This is a genomic window from Bradyrhizobium sp. AUGA SZCCT0177 (assembly GCF_018130125.1).
GTDB lineage: Bacteria > Pseudomonadota > Alphaproteobacteria > Rhizobiales > Xanthobacteraceae > Bradyrhizobium.
Genome location: NZ_JAFCMA010000010.1, coordinates 40,677 through 55,140, shown reverse-complemented (window position 1 = coordinate 55,140; position 14,464 = coordinate 40,677). Strand labels below are relative to the sequence as shown.

15 protein-coding genes are annotated in these 14,464 nt (G+C 63.7%); 8 read left to right on the top strand and 7 right to left on the bottom strand.

Going from position 1 to position 14,464, the window contains the following annotated elements:
* Positions 1 to 40: 40 nt before the first annotated feature.
* The 5 genes from JQ597_RS13705 (at position 41) to gmk (ending at position 4,686) form a co-directional block, all read left to right on the top strand.
* A complete protein-coding gene (locus JQ597_RS13705) occupies positions 41 to 280 on the top strand; it encodes an acyl carrier protein (RefSeq protein WP_006020277.1) in 240 nt (79 codons plus the stop codon).
* Between the two features lie 97 nt (positions 281 to 377).
* Entirely contained in the window at positions 378 to 1,643 is a 1,266-nt protein-coding gene (gene fabF / locus JQ597_RS13700) for a beta-ketoacyl-ACP synthase II (protein WP_212264800.1), read from the top strand.
* 126 nt (positions 1,644 to 1,769) lie between these two features.
* A complete protein-coding gene (mltG, locus tag JQ597_RS13695; protein WP_212264799.1) occupies positions 1,770 to 3,056 on the top strand; it encodes an endolytic transglycosylase MltG in 1,287 nt (428 codons plus the stop codon).
* Positions 3,057 to 3,141: 85 nt separating this feature from the next.
* Positions 3,142 to 4,029, top strand: a complete 888-nt coding sequence (locus tag JQ597_RS13690; RefSeq protein ID WP_212264798.1) for a YicC/YloC family endoribonuclease — start codon at positions 3,142 to 3,144, stop codon at positions 4,027 to 4,029.
* 3 nt (positions 4,030 to 4,032) lie between these two features.
* Entirely contained in the window at positions 4,033 to 4,686 is a 654-nt protein-coding gene (gmk, locus tag JQ597_RS13685; protein WP_212264797.1) for a guanylate kinase, read from the top strand.
* A 52-nt stretch (positions 4,687 to 4,738) separates the two neighbouring features.
* Here the strand turns inward: gmk and JQ597_RS13680 are convergent, their stop codons facing one another.
* Complete coding sequence (locus JQ597_RS13680) at positions 4,739 to 5,773, bottom strand: hypothetical protein (RefSeq protein WP_212264796.1); 1,035 nt, start codon at positions 5,771 to 5,773, stop codon at positions 4,739 to 4,741.
* A gap of 370 nt (positions 5,774 to 6,143) precedes the next feature.
* On the opposite strand from JQ597_RS13680, the gene JQ597_RS38280 reads away from it, so the two are divergent.
* Entirely contained in the window at positions 6,144 to 6,539 is a 396-nt protein-coding gene (locus JQ597_RS38280) for a hypothetical protein (protein ID WP_212264795.1), read from the top strand.
* Between the two features lie 86 nt (positions 6,540 to 6,625).
* Here JQ597_RS38280 and JQ597_RS13670 read toward each other — a convergent pair whose 3' ends face one another.
* Both JQ597_RS13670 and JQ597_RS13665 read right to left on the bottom strand, forming a co-directional pair.
* On the bottom strand, positions 6,626 to 7,129 hold the full coding sequence (locus JQ597_RS13670) for a hypothetical protein (protein ID WP_212264794.1): 504 nt from the start codon (positions 7,127 to 7,129) through the stop codon (positions 6,626 to 6,628).
* A gap of 33 nt (positions 7,130 to 7,162) precedes the next feature.
* Positions 7,163 to 8,458: a caspase family protein gene (locus JQ597_RS13665; RefSeq protein ID WP_249132897.1), complete on the bottom strand. Its 1,296-nt coding sequence runs from the start codon at positions 8,456 to 8,458 to the stop codon at positions 7,163 to 7,165.
* Between the two features lie 273 nt (positions 8,459 to 8,731).
* Between JQ597_RS13665 and JQ597_RS13660 the strand changes: the two genes are divergently transcribed.
* Entirely contained in the window at positions 8,732 to 10,408 is a 1,677-nt protein-coding gene (locus tag JQ597_RS13660; protein WP_212264792.1) for a tannase/feruloyl esterase family alpha/beta hydrolase, read from the top strand.
* Between the two features lie 63 nt (positions 10,409 to 10,471).
* On the opposite strand, the gene JQ597_RS13655 is transcribed toward JQ597_RS13660, so the two are convergent.
* Complete coding sequence (locus JQ597_RS13655) at positions 10,472 to 11,011, bottom strand: RBBP9/YdeN family alpha/beta hydrolase (protein ID WP_212264791.1); 540 nt, start codon at positions 11,009 to 11,011, stop codon at positions 10,472 to 10,474.
* Between the two features lie 112 nt (positions 11,012 to 11,123).
* On the opposite strand from JQ597_RS13655, the gene JQ597_RS13650 reads away from it, so the two are divergent.
* On the top strand, positions 11,124 to 11,606 hold the full coding sequence (locus JQ597_RS13650) for an Lrp/AsnC family transcriptional regulator (protein WP_212264790.1): 483 nt from the start codon (positions 11,124 to 11,126) through the stop codon (positions 11,604 to 11,606).
* Between the two features lie 189 nt (positions 11,607 to 11,795).
* Here the strand turns inward: JQ597_RS13650 and JQ597_RS13645 are convergent, their stop codons facing one another.
* From JQ597_RS13645 to rsmA, 3 genes are all read right to left on the bottom strand, one after another.
* On the bottom strand, positions 11,796 to 12,020 hold the full coding sequence (locus tag JQ597_RS13645) for a hypothetical protein (RefSeq protein WP_192740718.1): 225 nt from the start codon (positions 12,018 to 12,020) through the stop codon (positions 11,796 to 11,798).
* Between the two features lie 457 nt (positions 12,021 to 12,477).
* Positions 12,478 to 13,536: an alcohol dehydrogenase gene (locus JQ597_RS13640; protein WP_212264789.1), complete on the bottom strand. Its 1,059-nt coding sequence runs from the start codon at positions 13,534 to 13,536 to the stop codon at positions 12,478 to 12,480.
* A 12-nt stretch (positions 13,537 to 13,548) separates the two neighbouring features.
* A complete protein-coding gene (gene rsmA / locus JQ597_RS13635; RefSeq protein ID WP_212264788.1) occupies positions 13,549 to 14,415 on the bottom strand; it encodes a 16S rRNA (adenine(1518)-N(6)/adenine(1519)-N(6))-dimethyltransferase RsmA in 867 nt (288 codons plus the stop codon).
* Positions 14,416 to 14,464: the final 49 nt, after the last annotated feature.

Here is a 14,464-nt window from a genome sequence, read left to right as displayed (position 1 = left end):
CTTGGGGTCGGGTCCAATGGAACAAGCACGAGGTTGAACGATGAGTGAGATTGGCGAGCGGGTTAAGAAGATTGTGGTCGAGCACCTCGGTGTTGAACCCGAGAAGGTGGTCGATGCGGCAAGTTTCATCGATGACCTTGGCGCTGACAGCCTCGACACCGTCGAGCTTGTGATGGCATTTGAAGAAGAGTTCGGTTGCGAGATTCCCGATGACGCCGCGGAAACGATTTTGACCGTCGGCGACGCGACAAAATTTCTCGAAAAGAACGCGAAAAGCTGACGCCCCCGCGCGGTGCGCATAGAGCCGGACGGGCCGTTGTCGAACGGTCCCCCGGTTTCTTGTTATGGACCGCCAGTTTCGGGCCGGAGTTTTTGATATGAGGCGGGTTGTCGTCACGGGGCTGGGCATGGTTACGCCACTCGGCTGCGGCGTTGACGCAACGTGGACGCGTATCCTCGCCGGCCGGAGTGGCGCCAGGCGAATCGAGACCTTCGAAGTTGCCGATCTCTCCAGCCAGATCGCCTGCGTGATTCCACGCGGCGACGGTAGCGGCGGCACCTTCAATCCGGACCAGTGGATGGAGCCAAAGGACCAGCGCAAGGTCGATGATTTCATCATCTTTGCGATGGCCGCCGCGCGCCAGGCGCTCGACGACGCCGATTGGCATCCCGAGAGCGAAGAAGACAAATGCGCGACCGGCACCCTGATCGGGTCCGGAATCGGCGGCCTGTCCGGCATCGCCGATACCGCCCTGCTGCTCAAGGAGCGCGGGCCGCGCAAGGTCTCGCCGTTCTTCATTCCAGGGCGGCTGATCAATCTCGCTTCCGGCTACGTCTCGATCGAGCATGGTCTCAAGGGACCTAACCATTCCGTAGTCACCGCATGTTCGACCGGCGCGCACGCGATCGGCGACGCCAGCCGCCTGATCGCGCTCGGCGATGCCGAGGTGATGGTGGCGGGCGGAACCGAATCGCCGATCTGCCGGCTGGCGATGGCAGGCTTCTGCGCGGCGCGCGCGCTCTCGACCGCCTTCAACGACACGCCGGAACGGGCTTCGCGTCCCTACGACAAGGATCGCGACGGCTTCGTGATGGGCGAGGGCGCCGGCATCGTGGTGCTCGAGGAATATGAGCACGCCAAAAAGCGCGGCGCGAAAATCTACGCCGAGGTGATCGGCTACGGCCTGTCCGGCGACGCCTATCACATCACCTCGCCAGCGCCGGACGGCGATGGTGCCTTCCGCAGCATGAGTGCGGCGTTGAAGCGTGCTGGAATCAGCGCTTCCGATATCGACTACATCAACGCGCACGGCACCTCGACGCAGATCGGCGACGAGATCGAGCTCGGCGCGGTGGAGCGGTTGCTCGGCAATGCAACGTCCAAGGTGTCGATGTCGTCGACCAAGTCGTCGACCGGGCATCTGCTCGGCGCGGCCGGCGCGATCGAGGCGATTTTCAGCATCCTTGCGATTCGCGACAACATCGCCCCGCCCACCATCAATCTGGAAAATCCGTCGGTGGAGACGTCGATCGATCTCGTGCCTCAAACGGCGCGCCAACGCGAGATCAATGTCGCGCTGTCGAATTCTTTCGGTTTCGGGGGTACCAACGCCTCCGTCATCGTTCGGCGCGTAGTTAGTTAGCAAGTGTTTAGAGCGACTCCACCGTTTTGCCGTATTCGGCGATGACTCCTAGACGTGGGCGTATGCTATTGGCCGGGCAGGGGTTTGTCAGGCCACGATTGAACCGGCAGGATTCAGGTTGCATCGATGAGTGAAAGGCCGCCCATTTCCCCCCGGAGCCCGCGCGCTGCGCTGGAGCCCGAGCAGGTACCGCCGCCGCCGAAGCGGTCCGAGCGTGCCCGCAATCCGTTTGTCGTGATCGGCAATGCCATCATCACCATTCTGATCATTTTGATGATCGGCGCGGGCACGGCGTATTATTACGGCCGCCAGCTTTTGGAGACGCCGGGTCCGCTGCAGGAAGACAAGATCGTCAATATTCCGGCACGCGCCGGAAAAAGGGACATCGCCGACGCGCTGCAGCGCGAGGGCGTGATCAACGTCAATCCGTGGCTGTTCATCGGCAGCGTGTTTGCGTTGAAGGCGAGTTCCGATCTCAAGCCCGGCGAATATTCGTTCCAGAAGCGCGCCAGCCTGCGCGATGTCATCGCCACCATCGTCGAAGGCAAGGTGGTGCAGCATGGCGTCACCATTCCCGAAGGCCTGACCTCCGAGCAGATCGTGGCGCGCCTCACCGACAACGACCTGTTCTCGGGCTCGCTGAAGGAAATGCCGCGCGAGGGCACGCTGTTGCCGGAAACCTATAAATTCCCGCGCGGCACCAGCCGCGAACAGGTGGTCCAGCGCATGCAGCAGACCCAGAAGCGGGTGCTTGCGGAAATCTGGGAACGCCGCAATCCGGACATTCCGGTCAGGTCGCCGGAGGCGTTGATTACGCTTGCCTCGATCGTCGAGAAGGAAACCGGCCGGGCCGACGAGCGCAGCCGGGTCGCCGCTGTCTTCACCAACCGGCTGCGACAGAAGATGAAGCTGCAGTCCGATCCCACCATCATCTACGGGCTGGTGGGCGGCAAGGGTACGCTGGGCCGGCCGATCAAGCGCTCCGAGATCACCCAGCCGTCGCCCTACAATACCTATGTGATCGAAGGCTTGCCACCGGGCCCGATCGCCAATCCCGGCCGCGCCTCGCTTGAGGCGGTCGCCAACCCGGCGCGGACCCGCGACCTGTTCTTCGTCGCCGATGGTAGCGGCGGACATACCTTTACTGAAACCTACGACCAGCACCAGAAGAACGTCGCCAAGCTGCGGGTGCTGGAAAAGCAGATCCAGAACGACACGGTCGAACCGGCCGAAGAGGCCGCAGCTCCTGCAGCGGCAGGCGCGCCGGCGGCCGACACCAACCCGACGGCGACGACGCCGAGGCCAACGGGGACGAAGAGACAGCCCGCACGTCCGGCGGCGCCTGCGGCCGCCCCCGGCGCCCGCCAGGGCGCGGCGCAATCGACCACCACGGCGCCGGTGGTTCAGCGCTAAGTCAATTCCATCAGGCGTGAATTCGTTTTAAGCTCGCGCCGCACCCCGAGTCTCGCATCTCCCTGTTTTCGGAAAGTTTTACGCGATGGCGCTATCGAGCATGACCGGTTTTGCCCGGAGCAACGGCGCCAGCGGTCCGTACACGTTCGAATGGGAACTGAAGTCGGTCAACGCCAAGGGCTTTGACCTGCGGTTGCGGCTGCCGCCCGGATGGGACGAACTCGAGGCTTTCGCCAAGAAGCGCGCCGGCGAGGTGCTGTCGCGGGGCACGGTCTACGCCAATCTCAACGTCAAGCGTGCCAACGCGGTCTCGACCATCCGCATCAATGAGGACGTGCTCAACTCGATCGTAAAGGTGGCGGGTGTGCTCGCCGGCAAGATCGACGCGGTGGCGCCCAGCATCGATGGTCTGCTCGGCATCAAGGGCGTCATCGAGGTGGTCGAACCCGAAAGCGATGAGGCCGAAGACAAGGCGGCCAAGGACGCCGCGGCCGCCGCCTTCGAGCAGGCGCTGGCCAATCTGGTCGAGATGCGCCGCCGCGAGGGCGTCACGCTCGGGCAGATCCTCAACCAGCGCATGGACGAGGTCGAGAAGCTCGCGAAGAGGGCCGAGGCGGCGCCCGGCCGCAAGCCGGAAGCGATCCGGGCGCGTCTGGCCGAACAGGTCGCAGCGCTGCTGGAAACGTCGGATCGTTTCGATCCTGACCGGCTCAATCAGGAAGCGATCATGATCGCGGCCAGGGCCGACATCCGCGAGGAACTCGACCGCATCGCCTCCCACATCGCCCAGGCCCGCGAGATGATCGGCAAGGGCGGCCCGGTGGGGCGCCGGCTGGATTTTCTCGCCCAGGAGTTCAACCGCGAGGTCAACACCTGCTGCTCGAAATCGAACGATCTGGAGTTGACCAATACCGGCCTCGAGATGAAAAACGTGGTGGAGCAGTTCCGCGAGCAGGTCCAGAATCTGGAGTGAGCGATGACGGCTGGTGGTTTCGACGGGGTTGAGCGGCGCGGACTGATGTTCGTGCTTTCCTCGCCATCCGGCGCGGGCAAGACCACGCTGTCGCGGATGCTGATCGACAAGATGCCGGGCTTGAAGATGTCGGTGTCGGCGACCACCCGGCCGATGCGGCCGGGAGAGGTCGACGGGCGCGACTATTTCTTCGTCGACAAACCGAAATTCGAAGCAATGGCCAAGAAGGGCGAATTGCTTGAATGGGCCACCGTGTTCGACAACCGCTACGGAACGCCGCGCGCGCCGGTCGAGGCCGCGCTGTCGGCCGGGCAGGACGTGCTGTTCGATATCGACTGGCAGGGCACGCAACAATTGCGCGAGAAAGCTCGCGCCGACGTGGTCAGCGTGTTCATTCTGCCGCCCTCGGCGGCCGCCCTCGAAAAGCGCCTGCACACCCGCGCCCAGGATTCAGACGAGGTCATTCGCGGAAGGATGGACCGCGCCACCCACGAACTGAGCCATTGGGCGGAATACGACTACATCGTCATCAACCAGGACGTCGACCACGCCTTCGCCGAGGTGCAGTCGATCCTCAAGGCCGAGCGGCTCAAGCGCGAGCGCCGCACCGGATTGACGGAATTCGTTCGCGGCCTGCAGCGCCAGCTCGAAAAATAATCCCGACGGCGGTCGCAGGCCTGTCCGTGCCTGGGTTACGCTACGCCCGGCCTTACGTATGCGCACTGCGCGCCAAACGCGCCAGCATCTCCGTTACCCGCCGCTCCGGATCGTCGGGCGCGCGCGGATCGCGGGGAACGTCGCGGGGAGTATTGCTGCGCCAGATCGGCGTCTCGTCCGGGAACATCGATGGCGACGTCCGTTCGGTCGGGATCGAGTCCCAGATCGCACGGCGATCACCGCGCGCTTCCAGCGGGACCGCCTGTGCGCGGCCGAACCGGTAAACCAGACTTGCGGTGATGCCTGCCAGCGCCAGCGCACCGGCCATCACCAGCAGCAGCATCTGCATCGATGCCGACCGTCTTTCCTGCGATGAATCCGCGGCAGCGAGCGCAACCGGGGGGACGGCGGGCTGCGGCGCCGCTGTGGGATTGGTTTGAAGGCTCTGGGTTTGAAGGTTCTGGGTCTGGAGGCTTTGGGTCTGCGGGTTTTGAGTCTGCAGGCTCTGCGATGGCTCGGCCGCGGCAAGGCGCGGACCGCTCGAGGGGCTGACGCCCGAAGATTCCGGCCAGCGCGACGCGACGGACGATGGCGGCGGCGAGTCCGGTGCGGCCGCAATTTGGCTATTTGCGATTCTAGCAGCGGGCACGGCACCCGTGCTCTGCGGCTCGATCAGATCCTCGACGCGCGCCTGCGGCGCGGTCAGTTCGGCGCGTGCGTTGGCGATCGCTTTGCGTGCATTGATGCTCTGCTGCGGCGAAACGGCATTGGCCGCCTCCGCCGATGCGGAATCCGATGCTGCAGGCGTGGATGAAGATTCCTTCGGCGCGGCGCGCGCGGTCTTGTTCTTCCCTTCGCCGATGTACCAGCAATTGCGTTTGGTGGCGTGATCGGTCCGGTAATACCAATGACCGCCTGCCGGCAAAGGTCCTTTTGGACGCGTCAGGCAGGTGTCCGCCGTTTTCGCGCTGTTCTCCTTGTTCGCGCTGTTCTCCTTGGCGGCATCCTGGGCAACGGCAGCGAAACTGGTTCCCGCCAGAATACTGGCGAAGAACGCCGAGATGAATTTCGCTGAACGCTTTGACATGGCCATCCCCGATGATGATACGCGACGCTTACGCGACACTTACGTCTCAAGTTTTCGTTAAAGACTTGGGTCGTAATGGGCCGCAATTCCGGAGCGGGCAGGGCATAATTGGGGCTCGCCGGCCGCATCTGAGAGGCGGGTGGGAGCGAGAGCCTTTTCCGTTCCGATTGATCGATCGGAACGGGGCTCTAGCTTCTTGATTTGACGCGTTTTCTTAACGCGAACCGGTAGCCACTTCGCTGGAAAACGCTCTAGAAACAGGCACGAAAGCTACTGTTTGCTGGCCGTCCACGTTCCACCACAACCGGTCGATTGCCGGAACGTTCCGGAGCCGCTGCGGCCGGAGAGACGGCCGGAACTGGTGACCGTGATGCCGTTGAAATTGCCGACCGTGCGGGCGGAACCGTTGCCGCTGACGCTGCCACTGACGCCCTGGGCGATGATCCTGCCGCTGGTCACGACCACCGCGCCAGTCGTGGTGCTGCCGCAGCCGACGGATGTAACCATCCAAGCGCCGTCGAAATTGCCGCCGCCACCACCTCCACCACTGCTGCGCGAGGCGCGGCGCGGGCTCTCGGCTTCGGGCTTGCTGCGCCGTGCGGGCTTCTCCGTCTCAATCGCGCGCGGCGTGGCGCGAGAGCCCGACAGTGATTTCTCGTCATTGCCGATACTGCCGCCGGCGCTGCCGGATTGCGCCAAGCTGGCGCTTACGCCGAATGCGGCTGACATCAACAGGGAGAACAGAGCAATCCTGACCGAGCGTTGACCGGCGGCGTTTTTCATAACAGGTGCCTTCAATTTCTCGAATGTAGAGTCGGCTTCATCTGAGACGAGCGGGAGCCAAGTGCGATGCTACTGTTTCGACGCTGTCCACGTTCCGGAACAGCCGTCCGATCGCCTGAACGTTCCGGAGCCGCTGCGGCCCGAGAAACGGCCGGAGCTGCTCCAACTCAAACCCGAGACGGATCCGCCTGACGTCGTTGCGCCGCTTGCACTAACCTGACCGGAACTCAATTCGCCCGAGATCCTGCCGCCGCTGATCACGAACCGCTCCGTGCTGCTGCCGCAGCCCTGGGATTGGGCAACCCACGTGCCATCGAAATTGCCGCCACCGCCACCGCTCTTCCGCGCAGCGCGACGCGGTTCGTCGGGCTCGGGCCTTGGCTTGCTGCGTCGTGCGGGCTTTTCGGTCTCAACCGCCCGCGGCGTCGTGCGCGATCCCGACAGCGATTTCTCGTCATTGCCGATGCTGCCGCCGGCGCTGCCGGATTGCGAGAAGCCGGTCGTTCCGAACCCAGCTGACATCAAAAGGCAGAGCAGACCAACCTTGATCGAACGTTGAACAGCGTTTTGCATAAACCGGTGCTTTCAATGACTCGAATCTAAAATCTAGCGGCCGGATCCGTCGGCGCAGACCGCACCGATGACGCGGCAAGACTTGCCAGCCTTGTTGCACTCGTCAAGCGCGGCCTCCTTGGCGCGCTGGACCGTGTCGCGCTGAACCAGCGAGTAAGAATTCCCCGAGATCGCAAACGCGCCGCAGCGCGATCCATAGAAGCTGAGCTCGAGCGGACATTTGCTCGATCCGCAATTCTTGAGCGCATCGTCGACCGCCGCGCGCCGCGACGCGTGATTCCAGGAGATGCCCCATTTGTTGCTGTCGGGGCCGTAGACGATCGATCCCCAGGGTTTGAGATCGTCCATCTTGCGCAGCCGCGTCAGCACGCCCTCGGTGGCCTCGCCGGTCGGCGTCATGCTGCTCTTGGCCTGGAACTGGCTGATCGCCAGCCGCATGCCGTTCTTGCTGTCGAGCGGCTCCGGATCGAAATTGTGCTCGTAGAGCCGGTCGCTCAATTCCCTGAGCAACGCGACGTCCTTGATCGCGATCCGGTCGGGATCGGGGCGTAGCGTGCTGGAGAGCTGCGGCGCCGGTTGCGGTGCGACCGCGACCTGCGGCGAGGCGGGCGAGCTGGGCGCGACAAAGTAGAAGGTGCCGTCGATCGGCGAGGACGACACCCAGGGCTGCTGCGTGCCGCCGGTCTCACGCTTCACCGCGAGGCCGACCTGGTTGAAGGTCTGGAAAATATCGAGGCCCGATTGCTTGATCGTCGCCGCCAGCGCCTTGGTGTAGGGGCTGTTGCCGCCGGTGCCGTCCTGCGCGACGTTGCCGGGCTGCGTCGCGTAGGAAATCAGCGTGCCTTCCGGCGCGCGCATCTGGGCGAGGCCGCCGTCGGAGGCGCGCAGGCCGCGCGCGCCGAACGGATTGTTACGGCAGGCATCGAGGATCACCATGTTGAGCCGCGTGCCAGAGCCCTGCATCTGGCGCAGCACGAGGTTGACGTCCACCATCTGGAAATCGACATCGGCCTCGCGCGTCGGATTGGCGCCGACCGGAACCAGATAGTTCGAACCCGATACCTGAACACCGTGGCCTGCGTAGTAGAACAGCGCGACATCGGCGCCCTGGACCTGGCGGCCGAAATTCTGCACGGCGGTGTCCATGGCCGATTTGTCGAGATCGAGCTGGGCGCGGCCGCCGACCAGGGTAAAGCCGAGGCCGGCGAGCGTGTTGGCCATCAGCGCCGCGTCGTTGCGGGGATTGTCGAGCCGGGGAACGTTCTGGTAGGCGGAGTTGCCCACGACGAGCGCGATACGTTTCTCGGCGGCGGCGGGCGCGGCTGTCATCAGCGACAGCAGAAGCGCCAACGCTGCAAACGTCCAGACTTTGCCGTCGAAAGCCCCGCGCATTTCCAATAATTCCCCGCAATATGCCGGCAGGATACCAGCCTGCGCGGCCCCCGAAAAGCGGGCCGGATGTCCGATCGGTGCGGCCTATTGCTTCGACAGCGTCGCAGCGTGGTGTGGCGCGTCGCTGCAAGGCCGAGGCGTGACGCCGGTCGGGCTTTGTGGCAGTTTTCGTCTGACAGGACCCAAAAGAGAGGTCCGCAGGAGGATCGCATGAGCACGAAGTTTGCCGTATCGCGGCCAATCACGACGACGGTATTTCTATGCGGTCTCATCGCACTGCCAGCCCTGGCCGCTGCGGCCGAGCGGCCTCTCGGCGCCGACCCGGTCGCGGCGTGCGCCGCATTGTCGGGTGCAGGCAGCGGCGCGATCAAGGTCGATACGGCCGCGCTCACCGAGGCGAAGCCGCTGACCGTCGCGCCGGGCGGACCGACCCCCGCCGCCCGCATCAGTCCCGCGACCCCGCAATTCTGCCGGGTGCTGGGTCATATCGATCCGACCGATCCGAAGGCGCCGCCGATCCGCTTTCAGCTCAATCTGCCGCTGCAATGGAACGGCCGCTCGGTGCAATATGGCGGCGGCGGTTTCAACGGCGTGTTGATCACCGGGCTCAGCCTGCCGCCGGCCGCCCCCTTCGACAGCGCCTCGCCGCTGGCGCGGGGGTTTGCGACCTACGGCACTGACTCCGGTCACGAGACCAAGCCGGGCGAACCGCCTCAGCTGTTTGCCGCGAACGACGAGGCCTTCGTCAATTTTGCGCATGCCTCCTACAAGAAAGTGCGCGACGCTGCCGCCATGCTGATGGAGCGGGCTTACGGCGCGAAGCCCGAGCGGATGTATTTCGTCGGCAGTTCGGAAGGCGGCCGCGAGGGGCTGACCATGGCGCAGCGCTATCCTGCCGATTTCGACGGCATCTTCGCCCGCGTTCCCGTAATCAACTGGGTCGGCCTGCAGCACGCCGGCACCCGCGCCGGCCTTGCGACCTGGGGGGAGGGGTGGATTCGCCCGGCGCAGGTCAAGCTCGTGCACGATGCGGTGCTCGCCGCCTGCGATGCGCAGGACGGTGTTGCCGATGCGCTGGTGGAAGACGCGGTCGGCTGCAAGGCGCGCTTCGATCCGGCGAAACTGCTCTGCGCCAGCGGCACGAGCGGCGACGCGTGCCTCAGCGAAGCGCAGCTCACCGCCATTCGCACGCTGCTTTCCCCCTATAAATTCCCGTTCGCGCTTGCCAACGGCGTCACCGAATATCCGGGGTGGGGCGTTTCCGGCGAGGGGACGAAATCCTTTGGCCCGACCGGCGGATGGAGCGCGTGGTGGCTGGGCTCCGCACCTCCGGCGCTGCCGCCGGTGCCTGCCAACGGCATCGCCTGGGTCTACGGGGCGGGCGGCATCGCGCATATCTTCGCGCGCGATCCGAATTTCGATGTCCGCAAATACCGGGTGGAGGATTTTGCCGAGCGGGTGCGCGAGGTTTCCGCGCTGATGGATTCGACCAATCCCGACCTCAGCGCGTTCAAGGCCCGGGGCGGCAAGCTCATCATGCTTGAATACATGGCCGACTACGCGCAGAGCCCCTACGCGGGGATCGGTTATTTCGAACAGGTGCAGAAGCGGATGGGTGAGGCGGCGACTGCCGAATTCGCCCGCCTCTATGCCGCGCCCGGTGTCGACCACGTCGGAAGCGGCGCACCGGCAAACGTCGACATGCTGTCGGTTCTGGTCGATTGGGTGGAGCATGGCCGTGCTCCGGGAAATCTCACCGTCGTCGAACAGCAGCCGGCGCTGCCGATCACCGTTGATCGCTCACTGCCGCTGTGCCAGTGGCCGGCCTGGCCGCAATACAAGTCAGGCGATTCAAAAAATGCCGCCAGCTTCGTCTGCGGGCGGTGAGGCGGGAGAAACGCGATCCGATCTGACGGCGGGGTGCTGGCGTTAGCCGGGACTGCCTTGCCGTCAGCTCGCTGTTCCCGCGGCGAAAGCCGCGAACAAGGCCTTTCCCTGCGGCCAGTCCGCAAGCTCACTGGTCTCGTTGATGTGTCCGAGTTCTCCAACCTCGACGATACCGCTTCCCCACTGGTTCGCTCTCTCTCGGGCATATTCGGCCGTGCCATAAGGGTCGTCCGCGCTCGCGACGATGAGCGAGGGAAATCTGAATTCCGTCCGCGGCGGATTGGCAAAACCGGCGGCCTCGACGGGGAAGGCCGGAGCTTCCGGGTTCGGCACCGCCACGAGGAATGCGCCAGCTACCGGCGCCGTTGAAACTTGCTGCCAATGCGCCACCAGGAGGCACCCCAGGCTGTGAGCGACGAGGAGCGGCGCCTGCCAGGCTGCACCAACCGCGCGATCTAGCGCCGCGATCCAGTCATCGAGTTCAGGCTGATTCCAGTCCGTCGGTTGGAGGCGGTGCCATTGCGGATTTGCAACTTCCCAGCGGGTTTGCCAGTGCAACTCACCCGATCCTCCGATCCCCGGCACAATAATGATCTCAACCATGTCCGCTCCGTTATCCCTTGTAAGGGGACAAAGTTGACGTCTTCCGTTGCGATCAGGAATGGGAAATGATCGGAAAAGAAGCGCGCGCACCGATGGATTTAAGGTTCACCCCATGTCATCCCGAGAAAACAACGTCGTAGCCCTCGATCCCACAGACATCGCGATCATCGAAGCCATGCAGGAGGATGGACGTATCGCGATGTCAGAGCTTGGCCGGAGGATCGGACTCTCTCAGCCCGCGACGTCCGAACGGGTCAAGCGACTGGAGGAGCGCGGCGTCATTACCGGCTATGGAGCTCGAATTAACCCTGCCGCGCTGGGGTTGGGAATGATGGCTGTCATCCGCGTGCGCACAACCCACGAACATATTCAGGCTTGCCTGAAGCAATTTTCCCAAATGCCTCACGTCATGGAGGTGCTGCGACTAACCGGAGAGGATTGTTTCATTCTCAAGGTTTTCGTGCCGTCTCCGCAACAGCTTGAAACGATCGTGGACGCTGTTGCCAAACACGGCTCTGTAACGACGTCGCTGGTCCTGCGCAGCGAGCAACCCAAACCGATCGGCCGCAAGTTGATCCAGCTCGCCGGCGCGTGACGGCTTCTCCGTCAGTCGTCATTTCGCACCGTATTTTGTCGAGCAGGCTCGCTTCAGTTCTTCAGAACAATGCTGCCGACCATCTTGCCGTCGCGCGCCACCACTGGAGAATTACGGTGACAGTGCACTCAATGGACGCATCGCAGCAATTCGCAAGATCATGCGCTCATCGTGCACGACCGGACGATTTCATCCGCGGCCGATAGTCTCGAGCGGAGTGCGGTAGAGCTCGTTGCTGTCCCCGTCAGTAACGCGCACGGCACATCCTGTCGAACACAGCTCGGGGCGAACGATGCAAAGCTCGTTCGCGAGGCTATCAGCTTTATCGATCGCGTAATCTGTGTTCTCGAGGATCATGCCGCCCTGGTTTTTAAACTCAGCGCCGACGACGAGATCAAAATTGAAGTATGGCATTAGAGCCCCCTGCCAAATTCCAACTGCATGGAATCTAACCTGAGTCTGTTTGGTTCCTTCATTACAATTCCGCGCGCGACATCTGATTGCGGTCGCCTGTTGCGTTTCGGTATCGCGACCGCATCATCGCGTGCACATCGACGAGGCACCCGCGGGTCGCTCGGCTGCAGCATGCTACCTATGAAGATCGATCTCGATTCGAAAAACGCGCAGCACCTTCAAGCGATCGCAAGCGCAAGCAGCCTAGGATACCTTGCTTGACCTCAAGCCTGTTGTTCAACGATCGGACAAGATTCGCTTTGGCTGGTTGAATGGAGGAAGAAAGATCAGGAGCAACACCGCCAACGATTCCGTGGAACTACGGTGACGGTGCATCTAACTTATCGGTAATGCCTTGGAAGACGCGACAGCGTCGCTGTTGCCGCAATTCATGGCAACGCTGCGCGCCTGCATCGCCTCAGTTCTTCAGCACGATCCGCCCGACCACCTTGCCGGCGCGCAGCTCGTCGATCCATTTCTGGACGTCGGCCATCGGTTCTTCCTTCATCGGCGTCGGCTTGATCTTGCCGGCGCGCGCCAGCGCCATCAATTCCTTGCCCTCGGCCAGCGTGCCCACCATGAAGCCCTCGATGGTCATGCGCTTGTAGACCCACTGCACCATCGGCAGGCTGAAATTGCCGCCCATCAGGCCGGACACCACGACCTTGCCGCCGCGCGCCACCACCGAAACCGCAAAGGCCATCGATTTCTCGTTGCCGGCGAAATCGACGACCGCGTCGAATCCGCCCTCGGTCTCCTTGATCATGCGCTTGGCCACGTCGGGCTCTGACGGGTCGTAGGCGACCGCGGCGCCGTTCTTCAAGGCGCTCTCGCGCGCAGCCGGGCTTAGGTCCGCCACCGCGATCTTCTGCGTGAACATCGCCTGCGCGAATGACAGCCCCATCATACCGACGCCGCCGAGCCCGATCAGCAGCAGATTGCGCTGCCGCGGACGATCGACCAGGCGCTTGAGCGCACCATAGGCGGTGACGCCGGAGCACATCAGCGTCGCGGCCTGGTTGACCGGCAGCGGATCGTAATCCAGCAAATATTTCGCGTCGGGCACCAGCACGTGGCTGGCAAAGCCGCCGTCGATGGAAACGCCGAGGAAGCGCTGCTTGACGCAGAGATTCTCATCGCCGTTCGCGCAGTCGCGGCATTGCCCGCAACCGATCCAGGGGAATACCGCCTGCTTCTTTCCGATCAGGTCTTTCGGCGCATCGGGTCCGACTTCCTCGACCACGCCGGCGATCTCATGGCCCAGCGTGAACGGCAGCGTCATGCCGCGCGTGGTATCGAGCTTCTTGCCGCCGCCGAGATCGGCGTAGCCGTCCTGGATATGCAGGTCGGAGTGGCACAGTCCGCAACGTTCGATGCGGACCAGGACTTCGCTACCTTGAGGTTTGGGCGTGTCGACGATGGTTTCGCACAGGGGCGCATCGAATTTGACCAGCGATTGGCGTCGCATCAGCGCCATGGCATTTTCTCCTCAGGGAACGTTTGATTTTGTGCTTCGTATATTGGTCAATTCACGGGCCATGGCAACAAAGCCGGAAACCGGGATCGTCTCGGCGCGCCGGGTCGCATCGACGCCGGCCGCGGCGGCCAGCCGGGCCGGATCGACCGACAGCGATTTGAGGCTCTGGCGCAGCATTTTCCGGCGCTGGCCGAAGGCTGCAGCCGCCACCTGCTCGAGCGCGCGGCGGTCGCACGGCTCCGGCGCGCTGCGCGGCACCAGCCGCAGCACCGACGACGTAACCTTGGGCTGCGGCACGAAGGCTGCCGGCGATATGTCGAACAGGATCTTGGTCTCGGCGCGCCAGTTGGCAAGCACGGCGAGGCGTCCATAGGCCTCGTCGTCTTCTTTCGCGACGATCCGTTCGGCGACCTCGCGCTGAAACATCAGCACCATCATGTCGTACCAGGGCGGCCAGGGCTCGATCGAGAGCCAGTCCACCAATAATGGCGTGGCGATGTTGTAGGGCAGGTTGGCGACGATCTTGGCAGGCTCGCCGCCGAGCAGGGGGCGGGGATCGAAATGCTGCGCGTCGGCATGCACGATCTCCAGCCGTCCCGGATAGCGCTTGGCGATATAATCGAGCGGCGCCAGTGCGCGTTCGTCGCGCTCGACCGCGATAACGCGCCGCGCGCCCAGCGCCAGCAATGCGCGCGTCAGCCCGCCGGGGCCGGGGCCGATCTCGATGATGGTGGCGCCCTCGAGCGGACCTGCGGCGCGCGCGATCCGTGCCGTGAGGTTGAGGTCGAGCAGAAAATTCTGGCCGAGCGATTTGCGGGCCGACAGGGAATGTTCGCGGATGACGTCGCGCAGCGGCGGCAGATCGTCGATCGCGCTCATTCAGGGCTAGAGCTTTTTTGATTTGACGCGTTTTCTTGACGCGAACCGG